Here is a 16,950-nt window from a genome sequence, read left to right as displayed (position 1 = left end):
CTACGCCGCGACGAGATACGAGAAGACGGACTCGAGGGACTCGTCGGACGGCGAGACCGTCAGCAGCCGGATGCCGTGGTCTTTGGCGACCCTCGGCAACAGGGCGGTGAATCGGCCGAAGTCGACGGCCTGGATGCGCAAGGCACCTTCGGCGAGGTCGACTTCGATGCCGGACGTCGACGGGTCGGCGATCAGCGCTGCCGCGAGGGCGCGGTCGTCGCTGGAACGCACCAGATAGCGGTGCGGCCGGTCGGTCATCAGACGGCGGATCCTGCGGAAGTCACCGCTGGCGGCGTGCCGGCCCGCGACGACGACCTCGATGTGCCAGGCGAGTTGCTCGACCTCTTCGAGGATGTGCGAGGAGAACAGCACGGTGCGGCCCTCGTCGCCCATGCGCCGCAGCAGGTCCATGAGCTGCATGCGCTGGCGCGGGTCCATGCCGTTGAACGGCTCGTCGAGCAGCAGCAGCGACGGTTCGTGCACGAGGGCGCTGGCCATCTTCACGCGCTGCCGCATGCCCTTGGAGTACGTGGAGATCTTGCGGTCCTGCGCGTACTCCATCTCGACCGTGGCCAGCGCCTTCTGGGCGGCCTTGGCGCCCAGGCCGTGCAACTCGGCGTTGGCGACGACGAACTCGCGGCCGGTGAGGAAGTCGTACATCGCCTCGCGCTCGGGGACGATGCCGATGTGCTTGTAGATGGCCTCGTTGCGCCAGACCGGCTGTCCGTCGAGGGTGACCGTGCCCGTGGAGGGGGCCAGGAAGCCGCCCATCATGTTGATGAGGGTGGACTTCCCGGCGCCGTTGGGACCGAGCAGGCCGGTGACGCCGGGGCCGATGGTCATGGTGATGTCGTTGACGGCGACCACGTTGCCGAACCAGCGGGAGACGTGATCGATGCTGAGCGTGGTCACAGTCCGACCCTTCGGTAGCGGCGCATCAGGAGGCCGTAGCTCGCGGCGATGAGACCGAGGAGGACGAGGACGTAGACGGCGCCCTCCCCGTTGGTCGGGCCGACAGCGCCCGGGAAGGCCGAGGAGGCGCCCAGGAACGCCGACTGCACGCCGTCGATGAGGGTGACCGGTGAGAACAGGCCGATCCAGGGAATGGAACCGGTGCTGTCCTGCGCCTCGGCGATGGCCTGGAGCGTGGAGACGGCGCCGTAGGAGATGGTCAGGACGGCGATGACGGCGGCGATACCGAACCCGCGCCGCGGGGTCACCGAGGCGATGACCAGGCCGAGGCCGGCGAAGAGCAGCGAGAGCAGGGCCACGGAGACGAGTCCTTGAGCGAATCCCTTGGTCTGGTCGGCGAAGTCCAGCTTGGCCAGCAGCGCGCCGATGTACAGAACCAGCAGTGGGGCGGCGGTGAGCACGAAGAGCGCCGAGGCCAGCGCCGCGAACTTGGCGCGCACGTAGTCGGCGGTCTCGATGGGCCGGGAGAAGTACAGCGGCACGGTCTTGAAGCGCAGGTCCCGCGAGACGGACTGGGGGGCCTGCGAGGCGACGTACAGGCTGATGACGGCCTGCATGATGATCGCGTAGCGCGTGTAGTCGACGGGCAGTTCCTTGGCCTTCGTGGCGACGGCGACCGCGACCATGATGGCCGCGGGGACGCACATCACCACGAACAGCAGCATGGGCAGCACCTTGGACTTCACCGAGCGGCCGAGGCCGTAGGCGCCGCGCAGGGACTGCGAGTAGAGGGAGCGGCGCGCGTAGGCGCGGCCCAGGCGGGGCCCGTCGTAGCTGCGGTAGCCGATGTTGTGGATGCGGGTCTGGTCACCCGAGGGGGCGGTGACCGGGTGCTCAACTGCCATGGCCGACGGTCTCCTTCCGCTGCTGGTCGTTGCTGGTGTCGGCGTCCGTGAAAACCTCGGAGATGTGGTGCCTGCGCTGTTCCATGCGCACCAGGCCGAGGCCGAGGTCGGCGACCACGTCCCGGACGACGTCGTACGTGTCCTCGCTCTGAGCGGTCAGCAGCAGGACATGGCCGGCGCCCGGCAGGCCGCTGTTGGCGTCCAGAACCTCCACCCCGCGCGCGTGCAGCGCCTCGCGGACCGCGCGGGTGCCGTCCGGCTGGGCGTCGGTGTCGGTGACCTCGATGGCGAGGGTGGTCGTGGTCTGGGTGAAGTCGGTGGTGGAGCTGGAGCGCAGGAGCTTGCCGCCGTCGACGACGACGACGTGGTCGCAGGTGCGCTCCAGTTCGCCCAGCAGATGTGAGGTGACCAGGACCGAGATGCCGAAGTCGGTGTGGATACGGCGGATGAGCCCGAGCATCTCGTCCCGGCCGACCGGGTCGAGGCCGTTGGTCGGTTCGTCCAGGAACACCAGCTGCGGGTCGTGGACGAGGGCCTGGGCGAGCTTCACGCGCTGCTTCATGCCGGTGGAGTAGCCGCCGATGGGGCGGTAGCGCTCCTCGTACAGACCGACATGGCGCAGCGTGTCGGCGGTGCGCTCACGCGCCGCGGTGGGCGGCAGGCCGGACATGCGGGCCATGTGCACGACGAACTCGGTGGCCGAGACGTCGGGCGGCAGGCAGTCGTGTTCCGGCATGTAGCCGACCCGCTCGCGGATGTCGGCGCCCCTGCTCGCGACGTCGAGGCCGAGCACCTCGGCGCGGCCCTCCGTGGCGGGCGACAGACCCAGAAGGATCTTGATAAGTGTGGACTTGCCGGCCCCGTTGGCTCCGACGAGGCCGGTCACACCGGGCCCGACGTCCAGGGAGAGCCGGTCAAGAGCGGTCACCCGGGGGAACCGCTTGCTCAGGCTTTCGGTCGCGATCACAGTCACGTCATCGAAATTAGTGACGCACACCACGAAAATCGTCAGACTTCAGAGCCGTCTTCACCTCAGACCTCAGATGTACGGGCACGTAGGGGATGCCATGCCTGAGAGCTACGGGGCGCTGTCGTCGGGTTTTCCACAAGCTCCGGATCCTCCTGTTGACGCGGTCTCTAACAACTGCCACATTCGGCGATGCCACATGACGGACACGTAGCGCGGTCGGCGCGGACGGGGGTACCCGAGTGGCATGACAGCGGCGCCAACGGCAGGGGCACACGGACTCTCCGTTTCCCGGCGCCGGCCGGAAGCGGAAGGGAAGGCAGGGGGGAAGTGACGTTGCCGGAGGGCGTGCGTGAGCGGCGGGTGCGGACGGGCGGGATCGAGCTGTGCGTCGCCGAGCTGGGGGATCCCGGACGGCCGACGGTCGTCCTGGTGCACGGCTACCCGGACAGCAAGGAGGTGTGGGCCGAGGCGGCGTCCCGGCTGGCGGACCGCCACGGGCTGCATGTGGTGCTGTACGACGTCCGGGGTCACGGCCGTTCCGGCGTGCCGAAGCCGCTGCGGGGCGGGTTCACCCTGGAGAAGCTCACGGACGACTTCCTGGCGGTGGCGGACGCGGTCAGCCCGGACCGGCCGGTGCATCTCGTGGGGCACGACTGGGGCTCGGTGCAGTCCTGGGAGTTCGTCACGGTCGAGCGCACCAGGGGCCGCATCGCGTCCTTCACCTCGATGTCCGGGCCGTCGCTCGACCACTTCGGGCACTGGATCGACAAGCGTCTGGCCAGGCCGACCCCGCGCAGGATCGGCCAACTGCTCGGCCAGGGCGCCAAATCCTGGTACGTGTACCTGCTGCACACGCCCGCTCTGCCCGAACTGGCCTGGCGCGGTCCGCTCGGCAGGCGCTGGCCGGGCATCCTGCGGCGCATCGAGAAGGTACCCGCCGGTGACTACCCGACGCCCTCGCTGCCGTCGGACGCGGCCAACGGGGCCTGGTTGTACCGGGACAACGTACGGACCCGGCTGCGTCGGCCGCGCCCCGACGCGCACGCGCACGTGCCCGTGCAGCTCATCACGCCCACGGGGGACCGGTTCCTGTCGGAGCGGCTGTACGACGAACTGGAGGAATGGGTGCCCCGGTTGACCCGGCGCACCCTGTCGACCGGGCACTGGGTCCCGCGTACCAGGCCCGATCAACTGGCCTCCTGGATCAACGACTTCGTAACGTCGGTCGAGGGAGAACGGCAAGGGCACGGTGCGGTCGAGACGGCGGGAGTGAGCCGCCGGAGCAGCACGCGGCGGTCGGTGGGCAGGGTCGCCGACAACGGGCATGCCGAGCGTTTCGGCGGTCAGTTGGTGCTGCTCACCGGGGCGGCGAGCGGCATCGGCCGGGCCACGGCGTTCGCGTTCGCCGAGGCGGGCGCCCGCGTCATAGCCGTCGACCGGGACGCGCAGGGCGCGGCCGACACGGCCGAGAGATGCCGCCTGATCGGCGCGGCCGGGGCCTGGGCGGAGGCGGTGGACGTCTCCGACGAGCGGGCGATGGAGAAGCTCGCAGAGCGGGTCCTCGCACAACACGGCGTGGTGGACGTGCTGGTGAACAACGCGGGTATCGGGATGTCGGGTTCCTTCTTCGACACGACGTCCGAGGACTGGCGCAAGATCCTGGACGTCAACCTGTGGGGCGTCATCCACGGTTGCCGTCTCTTCGGCCGGCAGATGGCGGAGCGCGGCCAGGGTGGCCACATCGTCAACACCGCTTCGGCGGCCGCCTACTTGCCGTCCCGGACGCTGCCCGCCTACAGCACCTCCAAGGCGGCCGTCCTGATGCTCAGCGAGTGTCTGCGCGCGGAACTGGCCGGCCAGGACATCGGCGTCACGGCCATATGTCCCGGTCTGGTGAGGACCAACATCACTGCCACCGCAGCCTTCGTGGGGGTGGACGCGGAGGAGGAACGGCGCCGCCAGAAGCGCTCCACGCGCGCGTACGGGATCCGCAACTACCCGCCCGAGAAGGTCGCGAGCGCCATCCTGCGGGCGGTCACGCTCAACGAGGCGGTGGTTCCGGTCACCGTCGAGGCGCGGGGCGCCTATGCGCTGTCACGCTTCCTGCCAGGGGCGTTGAGGGCACTGGCGCGGCTGGGTCCGTCCGTGTGAATCGCGGTGGTGGTCGAACGGGTCTGGCCCGTCGGGATGTTCCCCAGGTGGGGTCTGGACAGGGGTCGTTGGGCCGCACTGCCCCAAGTCCGGCTGAGTCAGGGCGTTCCGGCGAAGTCGGGTGATGTGACCGCCCGTTGTCCACAGAAGCGCCAACTGGTCTGTGGATAACCCTGGTTGCTTGTGGATCAAACCTTGACTTCACAACCGAATGCGTGATCTGCGTCTCTCGCGTCATGCTGAGCGGATGAACGAGAAGGACATGAACGAAAGACGCACCGTGAAGGTGTCGAAGTACCTCTCGAAGCACCTGCGGCACCAGCCCGAGCGCGTGGGGCTCACCCTGGACGAGGCCGGCTGGGTGGAGATCGACGATCTGATCGCGGCGAGCTCCGCGCACGGCTTCCCCTTCACCCGTGACGAACTGGACCATGTCGTCGCGGCCAACGACAAGAAGCGCTTCGCCGTCGAGGGAACGCGGATCCGCGCCAGCCAGGGCCACAGCGTCGAGGTCGACCTCGGGCTGCCCGCGGCGACCCCGCCGTCGTACCTGTACCACGGGACGGTGGCCCGCCATCTGGACGCGATCCGCGCCGAGGGGCTGCGGCCCATGAACCGCCATGACGTGCACCTCTCGCCCGACCGGGAGACCGCGACGCGGGTCGGAGCGCGCCGTGGCCGCCCGGTGGTCCTCGCCGTCGACGCGGCGGCCATGCACCGTGACGGCCACGTCTTCCAGGTCAGCGCGAACGGGGTATGGCTGACGAAGGCCGTACCCGCGGCATACCTGCGCTTCCCCGAGCGGCACTGAGACGCGCTTTCCGGCCCCCGCCCCCGTCTCACTTCGGCATGATCACAGGTATGGACCACCTCCCCTCCACCGAGGCTGCCGTCGCCGCCCTCCGTGTGATCGCCGCCGAGTACGCCCTCGAGATCGAGGTCACCCACGACATCGGCGCCGACCAGACCTCCCGCCGCACCTCGGCCGGCGTGGGCGTCACCACCGACCCGGACGGCTCACTGCCGCACGAGGCCTACGTCGAGCTCGGCGGCCGGCCCAGCGTGAGTGTGCGGCTCTACCCCGACGACGACGCCCTGATCTCGGTCGACGGCGTGGAGTGCCCCGACATCGAGCGGGACGACGTCCCCGCCTTTCTCCGCTCCCTCTACGAGGGCCACGCCTGGGTGAAGTCCCGGCGCTTCCCGCCCGGCTACTTCCTGGTGGTGCCGCTGCCGCGTGATCGCGTGCACAAGGAATTCATCCTGGTCGGCCTCAGCCCGTGGCTGAGCGGCCGCGTACGGTGACTGTTTCACGTGAAACACGCTCATCCGCATAGGCTCGATGCCATGAGTCTGCGTCTGAGCACCGTGATCCTCCCGTACCTGCGCTGGAACGAGGGGGGCCGTGCCCTCTGGACGCGGGCCGAGCAGCTCGGCTTCCACAGCGCGTACACCTACGACCACCTGTCCTGGCGCACCTTCCGCGACGGCCCGTGGTTCGGTGCGGTCCCCACGCTGACCGCCGCCGCGGCCGTCACCGACCGTCTGCGCCTGGGAACGCTGGTCACCTCGCCCAACTTCCGGCATCCGGTGACCCTCGCCAAGGAACTGATCTCCCTGGACGACGTGAGTGGCGGCCGGGTGACCCTGGGGATCGGCGCGGGCGGCACCGGCTTCGACGCCACCGCCCTCGGCCAGGAACCGTGGACCCCGCGCGAGCGGGCCGACCGTCTCGCCGAGTTCGTACCGCTGCTGGACCGGCTGCTCACCGCGGACTCGGTGTCGTACGAGGGTGACTACTACTCGGCGCACGAGGCGCGGAACATCCCGGGCTGCGTCCAGCGTCCCCGCCTGCCCTTCGCGGTCGCCGCGACCGGGCCCCGCGGGCTGCGGCTCGCGGCTCGGTACGGACAGGCCTGGGTGACCACGGGCGATCCCAAGCTGTACGAGGACGGCACGCCCGAGCAGTCGGTTCAGGCCATTCGCGGCCAGGTCGAGAAGCTCACCGACGCCTGTGCCGCGAGCGGGCGGGACGTGCAGGAGCTGGACAAGATCCTGCTCACGGGGTTCACCCCGGACCGCGGACGTCCGCTGGAGTCCCTGGACGCCTTCGTCGACTTCGCGGGCAGGCACCGGGAACTCGGCTTCACGGAGATCGTGGTCCACTGGCCCATCGCCGACTCCGTCTTCGCCGCGGACGAGAAGGTCTTCGAGCAGATCGCCATGGAGGCCCCGGCGCAACTGCGCTGACCTCGGCATCAGGTCATTCGCGCCGGGCCGGGGTCTCCTGTGTGCGGGCTGGCCCACGAGCGTTCGGGCATATGCGGGAGAATGGCTCGGTGACCTCAGCGACTCGACAGCCCGAGACCCCGGCCGCCGCCCTCCCGCCGCGGCTGATCGCCACCGATCTCGACGGCACCCTGCTGCGCGACGACAAGTCGGTCTCGCCGCGCACGGTCGCCGCCCTCGCCGCCGCCGAGGAGGCGGGCATCGAGGTCTTCTTCGTCACCGGCCGCCCGGCCCGCTGGATGGACGTCGTCAGTGACCACGTCCACGGTCACGGTCTGGCGATCTGCGGCAACGGTGCGGCCGTGGTCGACCTGCACGGCGGCCCCGGCGCCCACAAGTTCGTGAAGGTGCGCGAGCTGGCACGGGAGAACGCGCTGGACGCCGTACGGCTGCTGCGGGAGGCGGCGCCCGGGACCGTGTACGCGATCGAGCAGACGTACGGCTTCTACCAGGAGCCGGAGTATCCGAAGATGCACATGGAGATCCCCGACTCGCTCGCCTCGGCCGAGCGGCTGCTGGCGCCGGACGCGCCCGGGGCCGGTGAGCCGGTGCTGAAGATCCTCGCGTTCCACCCGACGATCGACCCCGACGCCTTCCTCACGCTCGCCCGGCTGGCCATCGGGGAGCGCGCCAACGTGACCCGCTCCAGCCCCAGCGCCCTGCTGGAGATCAGCGGCCCGGACGTCTCCAAGGCCAGCACGCTCGCCCTGTGCTGCGCGGAACGCGGCATCTCCCACGAGGAGGTCGTCGCGTTCGGGGACATGCCCAACGACGTCGAGATGCTCACCTGGGCCGGCCGGTCGTACGCGATGGGCAACGCGCACCCCGAAGTGCTCGCGGCGGCCTCCGGACACACCGTCGCCAACAACGAGGACGGGGTCGCCGTCGTCATCGAGCGGCTGATCGCCGAGCGCCGATAGCCCTCTCCGCCGGGGCGTCAACCCTGCTCCCGCTCCACCGGCAGCCACAGTTCGGCCTCGGCCTCGGTCCCGTCCGCCGCCAGGCGGGTGCGCAGGATCTCCGGACCGGGGCGGCCGCGGTACGGATTCGACGGGAACCACTGCGTGTAGACGTCCCGCCACAGCTCCTGGATGGCTCGGGGCGCCGGCCCCGAAGTGGTGAAGACGGCCCAGGTACCCGCCGGGACGGCCAGGGAGACCGTGCCCTCGGGGGCGGCCGCGGACGTGATCACCCCTTGGTAGTAGTCGAGTTCCGTGCCCTCGGCCCGGCTCGGATCCAGGTCGTCGCAGACCGCCACGATGCCCTGCGGCTCCTGGTCCGACAGCTTCTCCAGGCGCTCCAGGGTCCGCGGGTCGATCCCCCGGACGAAGTCGATGATCGCCTGGTTCGGTCCCAAGTGCACCAAGGGCACCCGGGCCTTGAGGCCGGCGACGGTGAAGTCCGGCCGGTCCACTACGCGATAGCGCATGCTGCTGCTCCCTTCGACGGTGAGGCGGAAGGTCAACCGGGGCTGTGAGACCAGCGCGGCGCCGGTGCGGCGGGCCTCACCGGGTCCGACACCGTGGACGGCCCGGAAGGCCCGCGCGAACGCCTCGCCGGAGCCGTAGCCGTAGCGGACCGCGATCTCCAGCAGCGAGTCGTCCCCGGAGAGCACCTCGGCGCCCGCGACGGTGAGCCGCCGACGCCGGATGTACTCCGACAAGGGCATCCCCGCGAGCGCGGAGAACATCCGGCGCAGGTGGTACTCCGAGGTGGCCGCGGCGCGCGCCAGCGCCCCCACGTCGATCGACTCGTCGAGGTGGCCCTCGATGTCGTCCATGGCCTGGTTGAGCCGCTCCAGCACTCCCGGTCTCCTTCCGCCGTTGCGATCACCACGCTAGGCGGCAACCCTCCGGCCGACCCGACATCCTGTGCCCGATGAAGTCGGGCGCCAGGCAACCCCCACCGCCGTCGCCGCCGGCACGGGGTCCGGGCGGTCGGCTTCGGCTCTCGTGGCGGGGTGTCTCCCGACGTTCAGGGGTGAGACATTCGCCTCCGGGCCCTCGCGAGGCACCGCCCCGCTGCCTACACCGCCCCGCCTCACACCGCGCAGCCCGAGCCCGCTACGGCCTCTGGTCCCGCTCACGTCGTACGCCTGGGGGATGGCCGCACCCGATGGCCCGGTACGGAGGGCGCCCGTCCCGAGGACGCCGAAGGCCCGCCCGCGAGGTTGCTGCCCGGGCCGGACTGCGTGCGTCGATCATCCTGCCCCCACCAGCAGTTCCGTGGCCTCCTCCCGCTCGGCCATCCTGCGCAGCGGCCCGTCCACGGCCACCAGCGCCGCGTAGGAGCCCCGTTGGACCACCCGTCCCCCGTCCAGCACGATCACCTCGTCGACCGCCTCGAGACCGGCGAGCCGATGAGTGATGAGCAGGGTCGTCCGGCCCTCGGTGGCGGTCAGCAGGTCCTGCGTGAGCGCGTCGGCGGTCGGCAGGTCCAGGTGCTCGGCGGGCTCGTCGAGCACCAGGACGGGGAAGTCGGCGAGCAGCGCCCGGGCCAGCGCGAGCCGCTGCCGCTGCCCACCGGACAAGCGGGCACCGTGCTCGCCGACGAGCGTGTCGAGCCCGACGGGCAGGCCGTCGGCCCACTCCAGCAGCCGGGCCCTGGCCAGCGCGTCCCGCAGTTCCTCCTCGCTCGCCGCCTTCTTCGCGAGCAGCAGGTTCTCGCGGACCGAGCTGTCGAAGAGATGCGCGTCCTGCGCGCACAGCCCGACGAGCCTGCGTACGTCGTCACCGTCCAGGGCGTAGGCGTCCACCCCGCCGAGTGTGTACGAGCCCGCGCCGGCGTCCAGGAACCGCAGCAGCACCTGCGCGAGCGTGGTCTTGCCGGAGCCGGAGGGCCCGACGACGGCGATCCGGCGGCCCTGCGTCAGGGTGAGATCGACTCCGGCCAGCGCGTCCCGGCCCTGCCCGGAGTGCCGGGCGGCCAGCCCTCCGAGGACCAGCGGGAAAGGCGACGTGGGCGCCTGAAGGGGCCGCTCCGGCTCACGGACGGGCTCGGGGGAGTCCAGGACCTCGTACACCCGCTCCGCGCTCCTGCGTACCCGCTGGCGGTACTGCACGGCCAGGGGCAGCCCCAGGACGGCTTCGAAGGCGGCCAGCGGGGTGAGGACGACCACGGCCATCGTCACCCCGCTCAGCCGTCCGCCGGCGACTGCCTCGGCGCCCACGAGGGCGGCGGCCGTGACAGTCAGTCCGCAGACCAGTGCGGTCAGGCCGTCCCCGAGAGCGGTGGCCGTCGCGGCTCGGGAGGCGATCCGCGTGAGCACGGAGTCGGCCGCGCGCACCCCTGCGGTACGGACGGGCAGCGCACCCGCGACGGTCAGTTCGGCGGTACCGGTGAGCAGGTCGGCCGTGCGGGTGGCCAGCACTCCCCGGGCGGGGGCGAGGCGGCGTTCGGCCCTGCGGGCCACGGCGCCGGTGATCAGGGGAACCCCCACCCCTGCCGTCAGCAGGCCGGCGGCGAGCACCGCACCGGCCTCGGGCAGCAGCCATGCGGTGAAGGCGACGGACCCGGCCGAGACGACGACGGCGGAACCGGCGGGCAGCAGCCAGCGCAGCCAGTAGTCCTGGAGGGCGTCCACGTCGGCGACCAGCCGTGTCAGCAGGTCGCCCCGCCGCGCCGAGCTCAACCCGGCGGGTGCCAGCCGCTCCAGCCGCCGGTAGACGGCGACACGGGTGTCGGCCAGCATCCGCAGCACGGCGTCGTGCGACACGAGCCGCTCCGCGTACCGGAACACCGCCCGTCCGAGACCGAAGGTGCGGGTCGCCGTCACAGCCACCATCAAATACAGCACGGGCGGCTGCTGAGAGGCCCGCGAGATGAGCCATCCGGAGGTGGCCATGAGACCCACGGCACTGCCGAGGGCGAGGCTGCCGAGCAGCAGCGCGAGGACGAGCCGGCCGCGTCGGGCGCCGGCCGTCGCCCGGACCCGGGCGAGCACATTGCCGCCGGTCACGGCAAGCTCCGTCGCGGGCTCACCGGTTCCGGTCAGAAGCGCGGCCTCTTCCGGCGGGGCGGGGGCCCTCTTGGGCGCGGGCTCCACGGGCGCGGGTGTCCCGGCCCCGGCCAGCCGCACCACCCGGTCCGCGACCGTCAGTAGGGCCGGGCGGTGCACGATCAGCAGGACCGTCCGGCCGGCGGCGAGGCGCCGCACGGCCGCCACCACCTCCGCCTCGGTCTCCCCGTCGAGCGCCGCCGTCGGCTCGTCCAGCAGCAGCACGGGCCGGTCCGCGAGGAAGGCCCTGGCCAGCGCCAGCCGCTGGCGCTGGCCGGCGGACAGCCCGACACCGTCCTCGCCGAGCACGGTGTCGGTTCCGGCGGGCAGTGCTGCGACGAACTCCAGCGCCCCCGCGTCCGCGAGCGCCTGGCGTACCGCCGTGTCGTCGGCGTCGGGACGCGCCAGCCGGACGTTCTCGTCGATCGTCCCGGCGTAGAGGTGCGGACGCTGCGGCACCCAGGCGATCCGGGACCGCCACTGCTCCAGGTCGGCCGACGCGAGGTCGACTCCCCCGGCCAGCACCCGGCCCTCGACCGGTCGCACGAAGCCCAGCGCTGTGTTCAGCAGGGTCGACTTGCCCACGCCGCTCGGTCCGACCAGCGCGACCGTCTCACCGGCTTCGACGGTGAACGACACGTCCGTGACGGCGTCGGCGGAGCGTCCGGGGTAGCGCACGGTGACGTTCTCGAAGGTCATCCCCCCGGCGGACACCACGGCCGTGCCCGACTGCGGGGTCGGCGTCTCCAGCACCTCGAAGATCTCCTCGGCGGCGGCCAGCCCCTCGGCAGCCGCGTGATACTGCGCCCCGACCTGGCGCAGTGGGAGATACGCCTCCGGTGCGAGCACCAGGATCACCAGGCCGATGTACAGATCCATCTCGCCGTGCACGAGTCGCATGCCGATCGTCACGGCCACCAGGGCCACCGAGAGCGTCGACAGCAACTCCAGCGCGAACGACGAGATGAAGGCGATGCGAAGTGTCCGCATGGTTGCCTGCCGGTACTCACCGGTGATGCGCCGGATCGACTCGGCCTGCGCCTTGGCCCGCCCGAACACCTTGAGCGTGGGCAGCCCGGCGACGACGTCCAGGAAGTGTCCGGACAGCCGGGACAGCAGTCGCCACTGCCGGTCCATCCGCGACTGCGTGGCCCACCCGATCAGCATCATGAAGACCGGGATGAGCGGCAGGGTGCCGACGATGATCGCGGCGGACACCCAGTCCTCGGTCACGATCCGCGCGAGTACCGCGACCGGTACGACCACCGCCAGCCCCAACTGCGGCAGATAGCGGGAGAAGTAGTCGTCCAGGGCGTCCACGCCCCGCGTGGCGAGTGCCACCAGCGAACCGGTGCGCCGGTCGCTGAGCCAGTTCGGTCCCAACGCGGTGGCCCGGTCCAGCAGCCGCCTGCGCAGCTCCGACTTTACGGCGGCACTCGCGCGGTGCGCGGCCAGTTCGGTGAGCCAGGCGACCACCGCACGGCCGACCGCCACCGTCATCAACAGCAATAGGGGAGTGCGCAGTTCGCTGAGGGACAGGCCATGCTGGAAGGCGCCCACCACGACCTCGGCGATGAGCATCGCCTGAGTGATGACCAGAGCCGCCCCGACGGCGCCCAGGCCGACGACCGCCACCAGGAAGAGGCGGGTGGCGCGGGCATACCGGAGGAGACGCGGGTCGATCGGTTTCACGTGAAACACCCTCTTCTCAAAGAGCGTGTTTCACGCGAAACGCGCTCTCTCCCCATGGGGTGTGTTTCACGTGAAACACACCCCATTCCGGACTCAGTGCGTGGCCTCGGCGATGTGCTGCGTACCGATCCGCTTGCGGAACACCCAGTAGGTCCAACTCTGGTAGAGCAGCACGAGCGGCGTGGCGATGCCCGCGCACCAGGTCATGATCTTCAGGGTGTACGGGCTGGACGAGGCGTTGGTCACCGTGAGGCTCCAGCTCTCGTTGAGCGAGGACGGCATGACGTTCGGAAAGAGCGTCAGGAAGAGCATCGCCACGGCGGCCACGATGGTGATGCCGGAGAGCGCGAACGACCAGCCTTCGCGTCCCGCCTGGTTCGCGACGAGCGCCGCCACCAGGGCACCGACCGCCACGACCAGCGCGACGAGGCTCTTGGCGTCACCGCCGTCGATCTGCGTCCACAGCAGGAAGACCAGGGCGAGCGCGGCGGTCACGAGCCCCACCTTCAGCGCCAGCCTGCGTGCCCGCTCCCGGATGTCGCCGACGGTCTTGAGGGCCGTGAACACCGCACCGTGGAAGGTGAACAGCGTCAGGGTCACGAGACCGCCGAGCAGCGCGTACGGGTTGAGCAGGTCCCAGACGTCGCCCACGTACTCGAAGTTCTGGTCGATCTTGACGCCCCCCACGATGTTGCCGAAGGCGACGCCCCACAGGAAGGCGGGAAGGAGCGAGGTCCAGAAGATCGCGGTCTCCCAGTTGCGCTGCCAGTTCTCCTCGGGACGCTTCGCCCGGTACTCGAAGGCGACACCCCGGACGATCAGGCAGACGAGGATGAGCAGCAGCGGCAGGTAGAAGCCCGAGAAGAGCGTGGCGTACCACTCGGGAAAGGCGGCGAAAGTGGCACCGCCCGCCGTGAGCAGCCACACCTCGTTGCCGTCCCAGACGGGCCCGATGGTGTTGATGAGCACCCGCCGCTCGGGCCGGTCCCGGGCGAGCAGCCTGGTGAGGATGCCGACCCCGAAGTCGAAGCCCTCCAGGAAGAAGTAGCCGGTCCACAGGACGGCGATCAGGACGAACCAGACGTCGTGCAGTTCCATGTCTGTGCAGCTCCCTCGGCCTAGTAGGAGAAGGCCATCGGCTTGTCGGCGTCCCGGGAGTCGCCGCCGATCTTCGTGGGCGGGTTGAGGTCGGCCTCGGTGAGCTCGGGCGGGCCCGCCTTCACATACTTCGCCAGCAGCTTGACCTCGATGACGGCGAGGATCGCGTAGAGCGCCGTGAAGACGATCATCGACGTGAGGACCTCGCCCTGCGAGACCCCGGGGGAGACCGCGTCACGGGTCTGGAGGACGCCGTAGACGACCCAGGGCTGACGGCCCATCTCGGTGAAGATCCAGCCCCAGGAGTTGGCGATCAGCGGGAAGCCCAGGGTCCAGATCGCCGCCAGCCAGTAGAGCCTGGTGAGCTTGGGGCCGAGCGCCTTGTTCCTGAACAGCACCACGTGCGGCACCTCGTCCTCGCCGACCCTCAGGTGCTGTGGCAGCAGGAACTTCTTGCGGGTGAGCCACAGGCCGGCCAGGCCGATCGCGAAGGACGACATGCCGAAGCCGATCATCCAGCGGAAGCCCCAGTAGGCCACGGGGATGTTGGGCCGGTAGTCGCCGGGGCCGTACTTCTCCTGTTCGGCCTTGTTCACGTCGTTGATGCCGGGGACATGCGAGCTGAAGTCGTCGTTCGCGAGGAAGGACAGCAGGCCCGGGATCTCGATGGCGACCTTGTTGTGTCCCTTCTCGACGTCTCCGTAGGCGAAGACCGAGAACGGCGCGGGCGCCTCGCCGTCCCACAGCGCCTCGGCGGCGGCCATCTTCATCGGCTGCTGCTTGAACATGACCTTGCCGAGGGTGTCACCACTGATGGCGGTGAGCAGGCCGGCGATGACCACGGTGACCAGGCCCAGCCGCAGTGAGGTCTTCATCACCGGGATGTGCCTCTTGCGGTACAGATGGAAGGCGGCAATGCCGACCATGAAGGCGCCGCCGGTCAGGAAGGCCGCGGACATCGTGTGGAAGACCTGACTGAGCGCGGTGTTCTGGGTCAGCACGGCCCAGAAGTCGGTGAGCTCGGCTCGGCCCTTCTCCTTGTTGATCCGGTACCCGACGGGGTGCTGCATCCACGAGTTGGCCGCGAGGATGAAGTACGCCGAGAGGATCGTGCCGATCGAGACCATCCAGATGCAGGCCAGGTGGATCTTCTTCGGGAGCTTGTCCCAGCCGAAGATCCACAGGCCGATGAAGGTGGACTCGAAGAAGAAGGCGATCAGAGCCTCGAAGGCCAGCGGGGCGCCGAAGACGTCACCGACGAAGCGTGAGTAGTCGGACCAGTTCATCCCGAACTGGAACTCCTGCACGATGCCGGTGACGACACCCATCGCGATGTTGATCAGGAACAGCTTGCCCCAGAACTTCGTCGCCCTGAGGTACTTCTCGTTCTCCGTGCGCACCCAGGCGGTCTGCAGACCGGCGGTGAGGGCCGCGAGGGAGATCGTCAGGGGGACGAAGAGGAAGTGGTAGACGGTGGTGATGCCGAACTGCCAGCGCGCCAGGGTCTCCGGCGCCAGAGCCAGGTCCACGTCGTCACTCCTTACTCACGCTCGTGGATCACGCTTGTGAAAGCGTTCACATTCACAAGCAAGTATGCCGCACGGATTTTCGACAGGCGAAGGGGGGTCCCCGCTACCCGCGGGAACCCCCCTGTGGCCGCCGCCGACCAGCACAAACCGGTGCGGCCGCTCCTTACAGCTCCTTGTGGTAACCCTCCGCGACCTTCAGGAAAATGTCGTTCGCCTCGTTCTCCCCGATCGTCACCCGCACGCCCTCGCCCGGGAACGGCCGCACCACGACGCCCGCCTGTTCGCACGCGGCGGCGAAGGCGACCGTGTGCTCGCCCAGTCGCAGCCACACGAAGTTGGCCTGGGTCTCGGGCACCGTCCAGCCCTGTGCGCGGAGCCCCTCGACCACGCGGAGACGCTCGCAGACCAGGGAACCGACCCGGCCGAGCAGCGCGTCCTCGGCGCGCAGCGAGGCGATCGCGGCCTCCTGCGCGAGCTGACTGACACCGAAGGGCACCGCGGTCTTGCGCAGGGCCTCCGCCACCGGCTCATGGGCGATGGCGAATCCGATGCGCAGCCCGGCGAGGCCGTAGGCCTTGGAGAAGGTCCGCAGCACACAGACGTTGGGCCGCTTGCGGTACAGCTCCACACCGTCCGGCACCTCGGGGTCGCGGATGAACTCCCGGTACGCCTCGTCCAGCACGACCAGCACGTCACCCGGCACGCGGTCGAGGAACCGTTCCAGCTCGGCCCGCTTCACCACGGTGCCCGTGGGGTTGTTGGGATTGCAGACGAAGATCAGCCGGGTCCGCTCGGTGATCGCATCGGCCATGGCGTCCAGGTCGTGCACGTCCCCCGGCGTCAGCGGCACCTGCACAGCCTTGGCGCCGCTGATCTGCGTGATGATCGGATAGGCCTCGAAGGACCGCCAGGCGTAGATCACCTCGTCGCCGGGACCCGCGGTGGCCTGGACGAGCTGCTGGGCGACACCGACCGAGCCGGTGCCCGTGGCCAGGTGGGAGGCCGGGACGCCGAAGCGCTCGGACAGCTCGTTCACCAGCGCCGTGCAGGCCAGGTCCGGGTACCGGTTGAAGGACGCGGCGGCGGCCGTCACCGTCTCCATCACGCCCGGCAGCGGCGGGTAGGGGTTCTCGTTGGAGGACAGCTTGTAGGCCGAGGGACCACCGGCCGCGGCAGGCCTGCCCGGCTTGTAGGTGGGGATCCCCTCCAGCTCGGCGCGCAGCTTGGGGCTCGTCTCGCTCACCGCAGTCCTCCTCGTGACCACCACCGGCTTCAATACTGCTCACCTTATGAGGATTCGGCGCGGGTGCGTACAGGTGAGCAGGGACCGTCGCGCCGAAGCGGAGGGACCTTCCGCGACTTCTGAGGACGAAGCCGCACGAAGGCGTACACGTCAGGGGGCGCGCT

13 protein-coding genes are annotated in these 16,950 nt (G+C 70.1%); 5 read left to right on the top strand and 8 right to left on the bottom strand.

What is annotated here, in order from left to right:
* Genes OHS71_RS21345 through OHS71_RS21335 form a run of 3 tightly spaced genes read right to left on the bottom strand, consistent with a single transcriptional unit; the run spans position 1 to position 2,784 of the window.
* Positions 1–912: an ABC transporter ATP-binding protein gene (locus OHS71_RS21345; RefSeq protein WP_328480976.1), complete on the bottom strand. Its 912-nt coding sequence runs from the start codon at positions 910–912 to the stop codon at positions 1–3.
* Entirely contained in the window at positions 909–1,817 is a 909-nt protein-coding gene (locus OHS71_RS21340; protein ID WP_328480975.1) for an ABC transporter permease, read from the bottom strand. The genes OHS71_RS21345 and OHS71_RS21340 overlap by 4 nt, the downstream gene beginning before the upstream one ends.
* Positions 1,807–2,784: an ABC transporter ATP-binding protein gene (locus OHS71_RS21335; protein ID WP_328484584.1), complete on the bottom strand. Its 978-nt coding sequence runs from the start codon at positions 2,782–2,784 to the stop codon at positions 1,807–1,809. The genes OHS71_RS21340 and OHS71_RS21335 overlap by 11 nt, the downstream gene beginning before the upstream one ends.
* A gap of 330 nt (positions 2,785–3,114) precedes the next feature.
* On the opposite strand from OHS71_RS21335, the gene OHS71_RS21330 reads away from it, so the two are divergent.
* The 5 genes from OHS71_RS21330 (at position 3,115) to OHS71_RS21310 (ending at position 8,147) form a co-directional block, all read left to right on the top strand.
* Positions 3,115–4,938 carry an SDR family oxidoreductase gene (locus OHS71_RS21330; RefSeq protein WP_328480974.1) on the top strand — a complete coding sequence of 608 codons (1,824 nt, stop codon included), beginning with the start codon at positions 3,115–3,117 and terminating at the stop codon, positions 4,936–4,938.
* A 262-nt stretch (positions 4,939–5,200) separates the two neighbouring features.
* Complete coding sequence (locus OHS71_RS21325; RefSeq protein WP_366882579.1) at positions 5,201–5,749, top strand: RNA 2'-phosphotransferase; 549 nt, start codon at positions 5,201–5,203, stop codon at positions 5,747–5,749.
* 50 nt (positions 5,750–5,799) lie between these two features.
* Positions 5,800–6,243, top strand: coding sequence for a hypothetical protein (locus tag OHS71_RS21320; protein WP_328480972.1), 444 nt, complete (start codon positions 5,800–5,802; stop codon positions 6,241–6,243).
* A gap of 42 nt (positions 6,244–6,285) precedes the next feature.
* Positions 6,286–7,188 (top strand): LLM class flavin-dependent oxidoreductase, encoded by a 903-nt coding sequence (locus OHS71_RS21315; protein ID WP_328480971.1) that lies wholly within the window; start codon positions 6,286–6,288, stop codon positions 7,186–7,188.
* Positions 7,189–7,259: 71 nt separating this feature from the next.
* Positions 7,260–8,147, top strand: a complete 888-nt coding sequence (locus OHS71_RS21310; protein ID WP_328480970.1) for a Cof-type HAD-IIB family hydrolase — start codon at positions 7,260–7,262, stop codon at positions 8,145–8,147.
* 17 nt (positions 8,148–8,164) lie between these two features.
* On the opposite strand, the gene OHS71_RS21305 is transcribed toward OHS71_RS21310, so the two are convergent.
* From OHS71_RS21305 to hisC, 5 genes are all read right to left on the bottom strand, one after another.
* Positions 8,165–9,031 (bottom strand): AraC family transcriptional regulator, encoded by an 867-nt coding sequence (locus tag OHS71_RS21305; protein ID WP_328480969.1) that lies wholly within the window; start codon positions 9,029–9,031, stop codon positions 8,165–8,167.
* 396 nt (positions 9,032–9,427) lie between these two features.
* Positions 9,428–12,916, bottom strand: a complete 3,489-nt coding sequence (cydD, locus tag OHS71_RS21300) for a thiol reductant ABC exporter subunit CydD (RefSeq protein ID WP_328480968.1) — start codon at positions 12,914–12,916, stop codon at positions 9,428–9,430.
* A 93-nt stretch (positions 12,917–13,009) separates the two neighbouring features.
* Positions 13,010–14,014 carry a cytochrome d ubiquinol oxidase subunit II gene (cydB, locus tag OHS71_RS21295; RefSeq protein ID WP_328480967.1) on the bottom strand — a complete coding sequence of 335 codons (1,005 nt, stop codon included), beginning with the start codon at positions 14,012–14,014 and terminating at the stop codon, positions 13,010–13,012.
* 20 nt (positions 14,015–14,034) lie between these two features.
* Positions 14,035–15,543 carry a cytochrome ubiquinol oxidase subunit I gene (locus OHS71_RS21290; protein ID WP_328480966.1) on the bottom strand — a complete coding sequence of 503 codons (1,509 nt, stop codon included), beginning with the start codon at positions 15,541–15,543 and terminating at the stop codon, positions 14,035–14,037.
* Positions 15,544–15,706: 163 nt separating this feature from the next.
* On the bottom strand, positions 15,707–16,786 hold the full coding sequence (gene hisC, locus OHS71_RS21285) for a histidinol-phosphate transaminase (protein WP_328480965.1): 1,080 nt from the start codon (positions 16,784–16,786) through the stop codon (positions 15,707–15,709).
* Between the last annotated feature and the right edge of the window lie 164 nt (positions 16,787–16,950).

This window comes from Streptomyces sp. NBC_00377 (assembly GCF_036075115.1).
Classification (GTDB): domain Bacteria; phylum Actinomycetota; class Actinomycetes; order Streptomycetales; family Streptomycetaceae; genus Streptomyces.
Note: the sequence above shows the minus strand (reverse complement) of the source record. Positions and strands in the feature narration are given on the sequence as shown.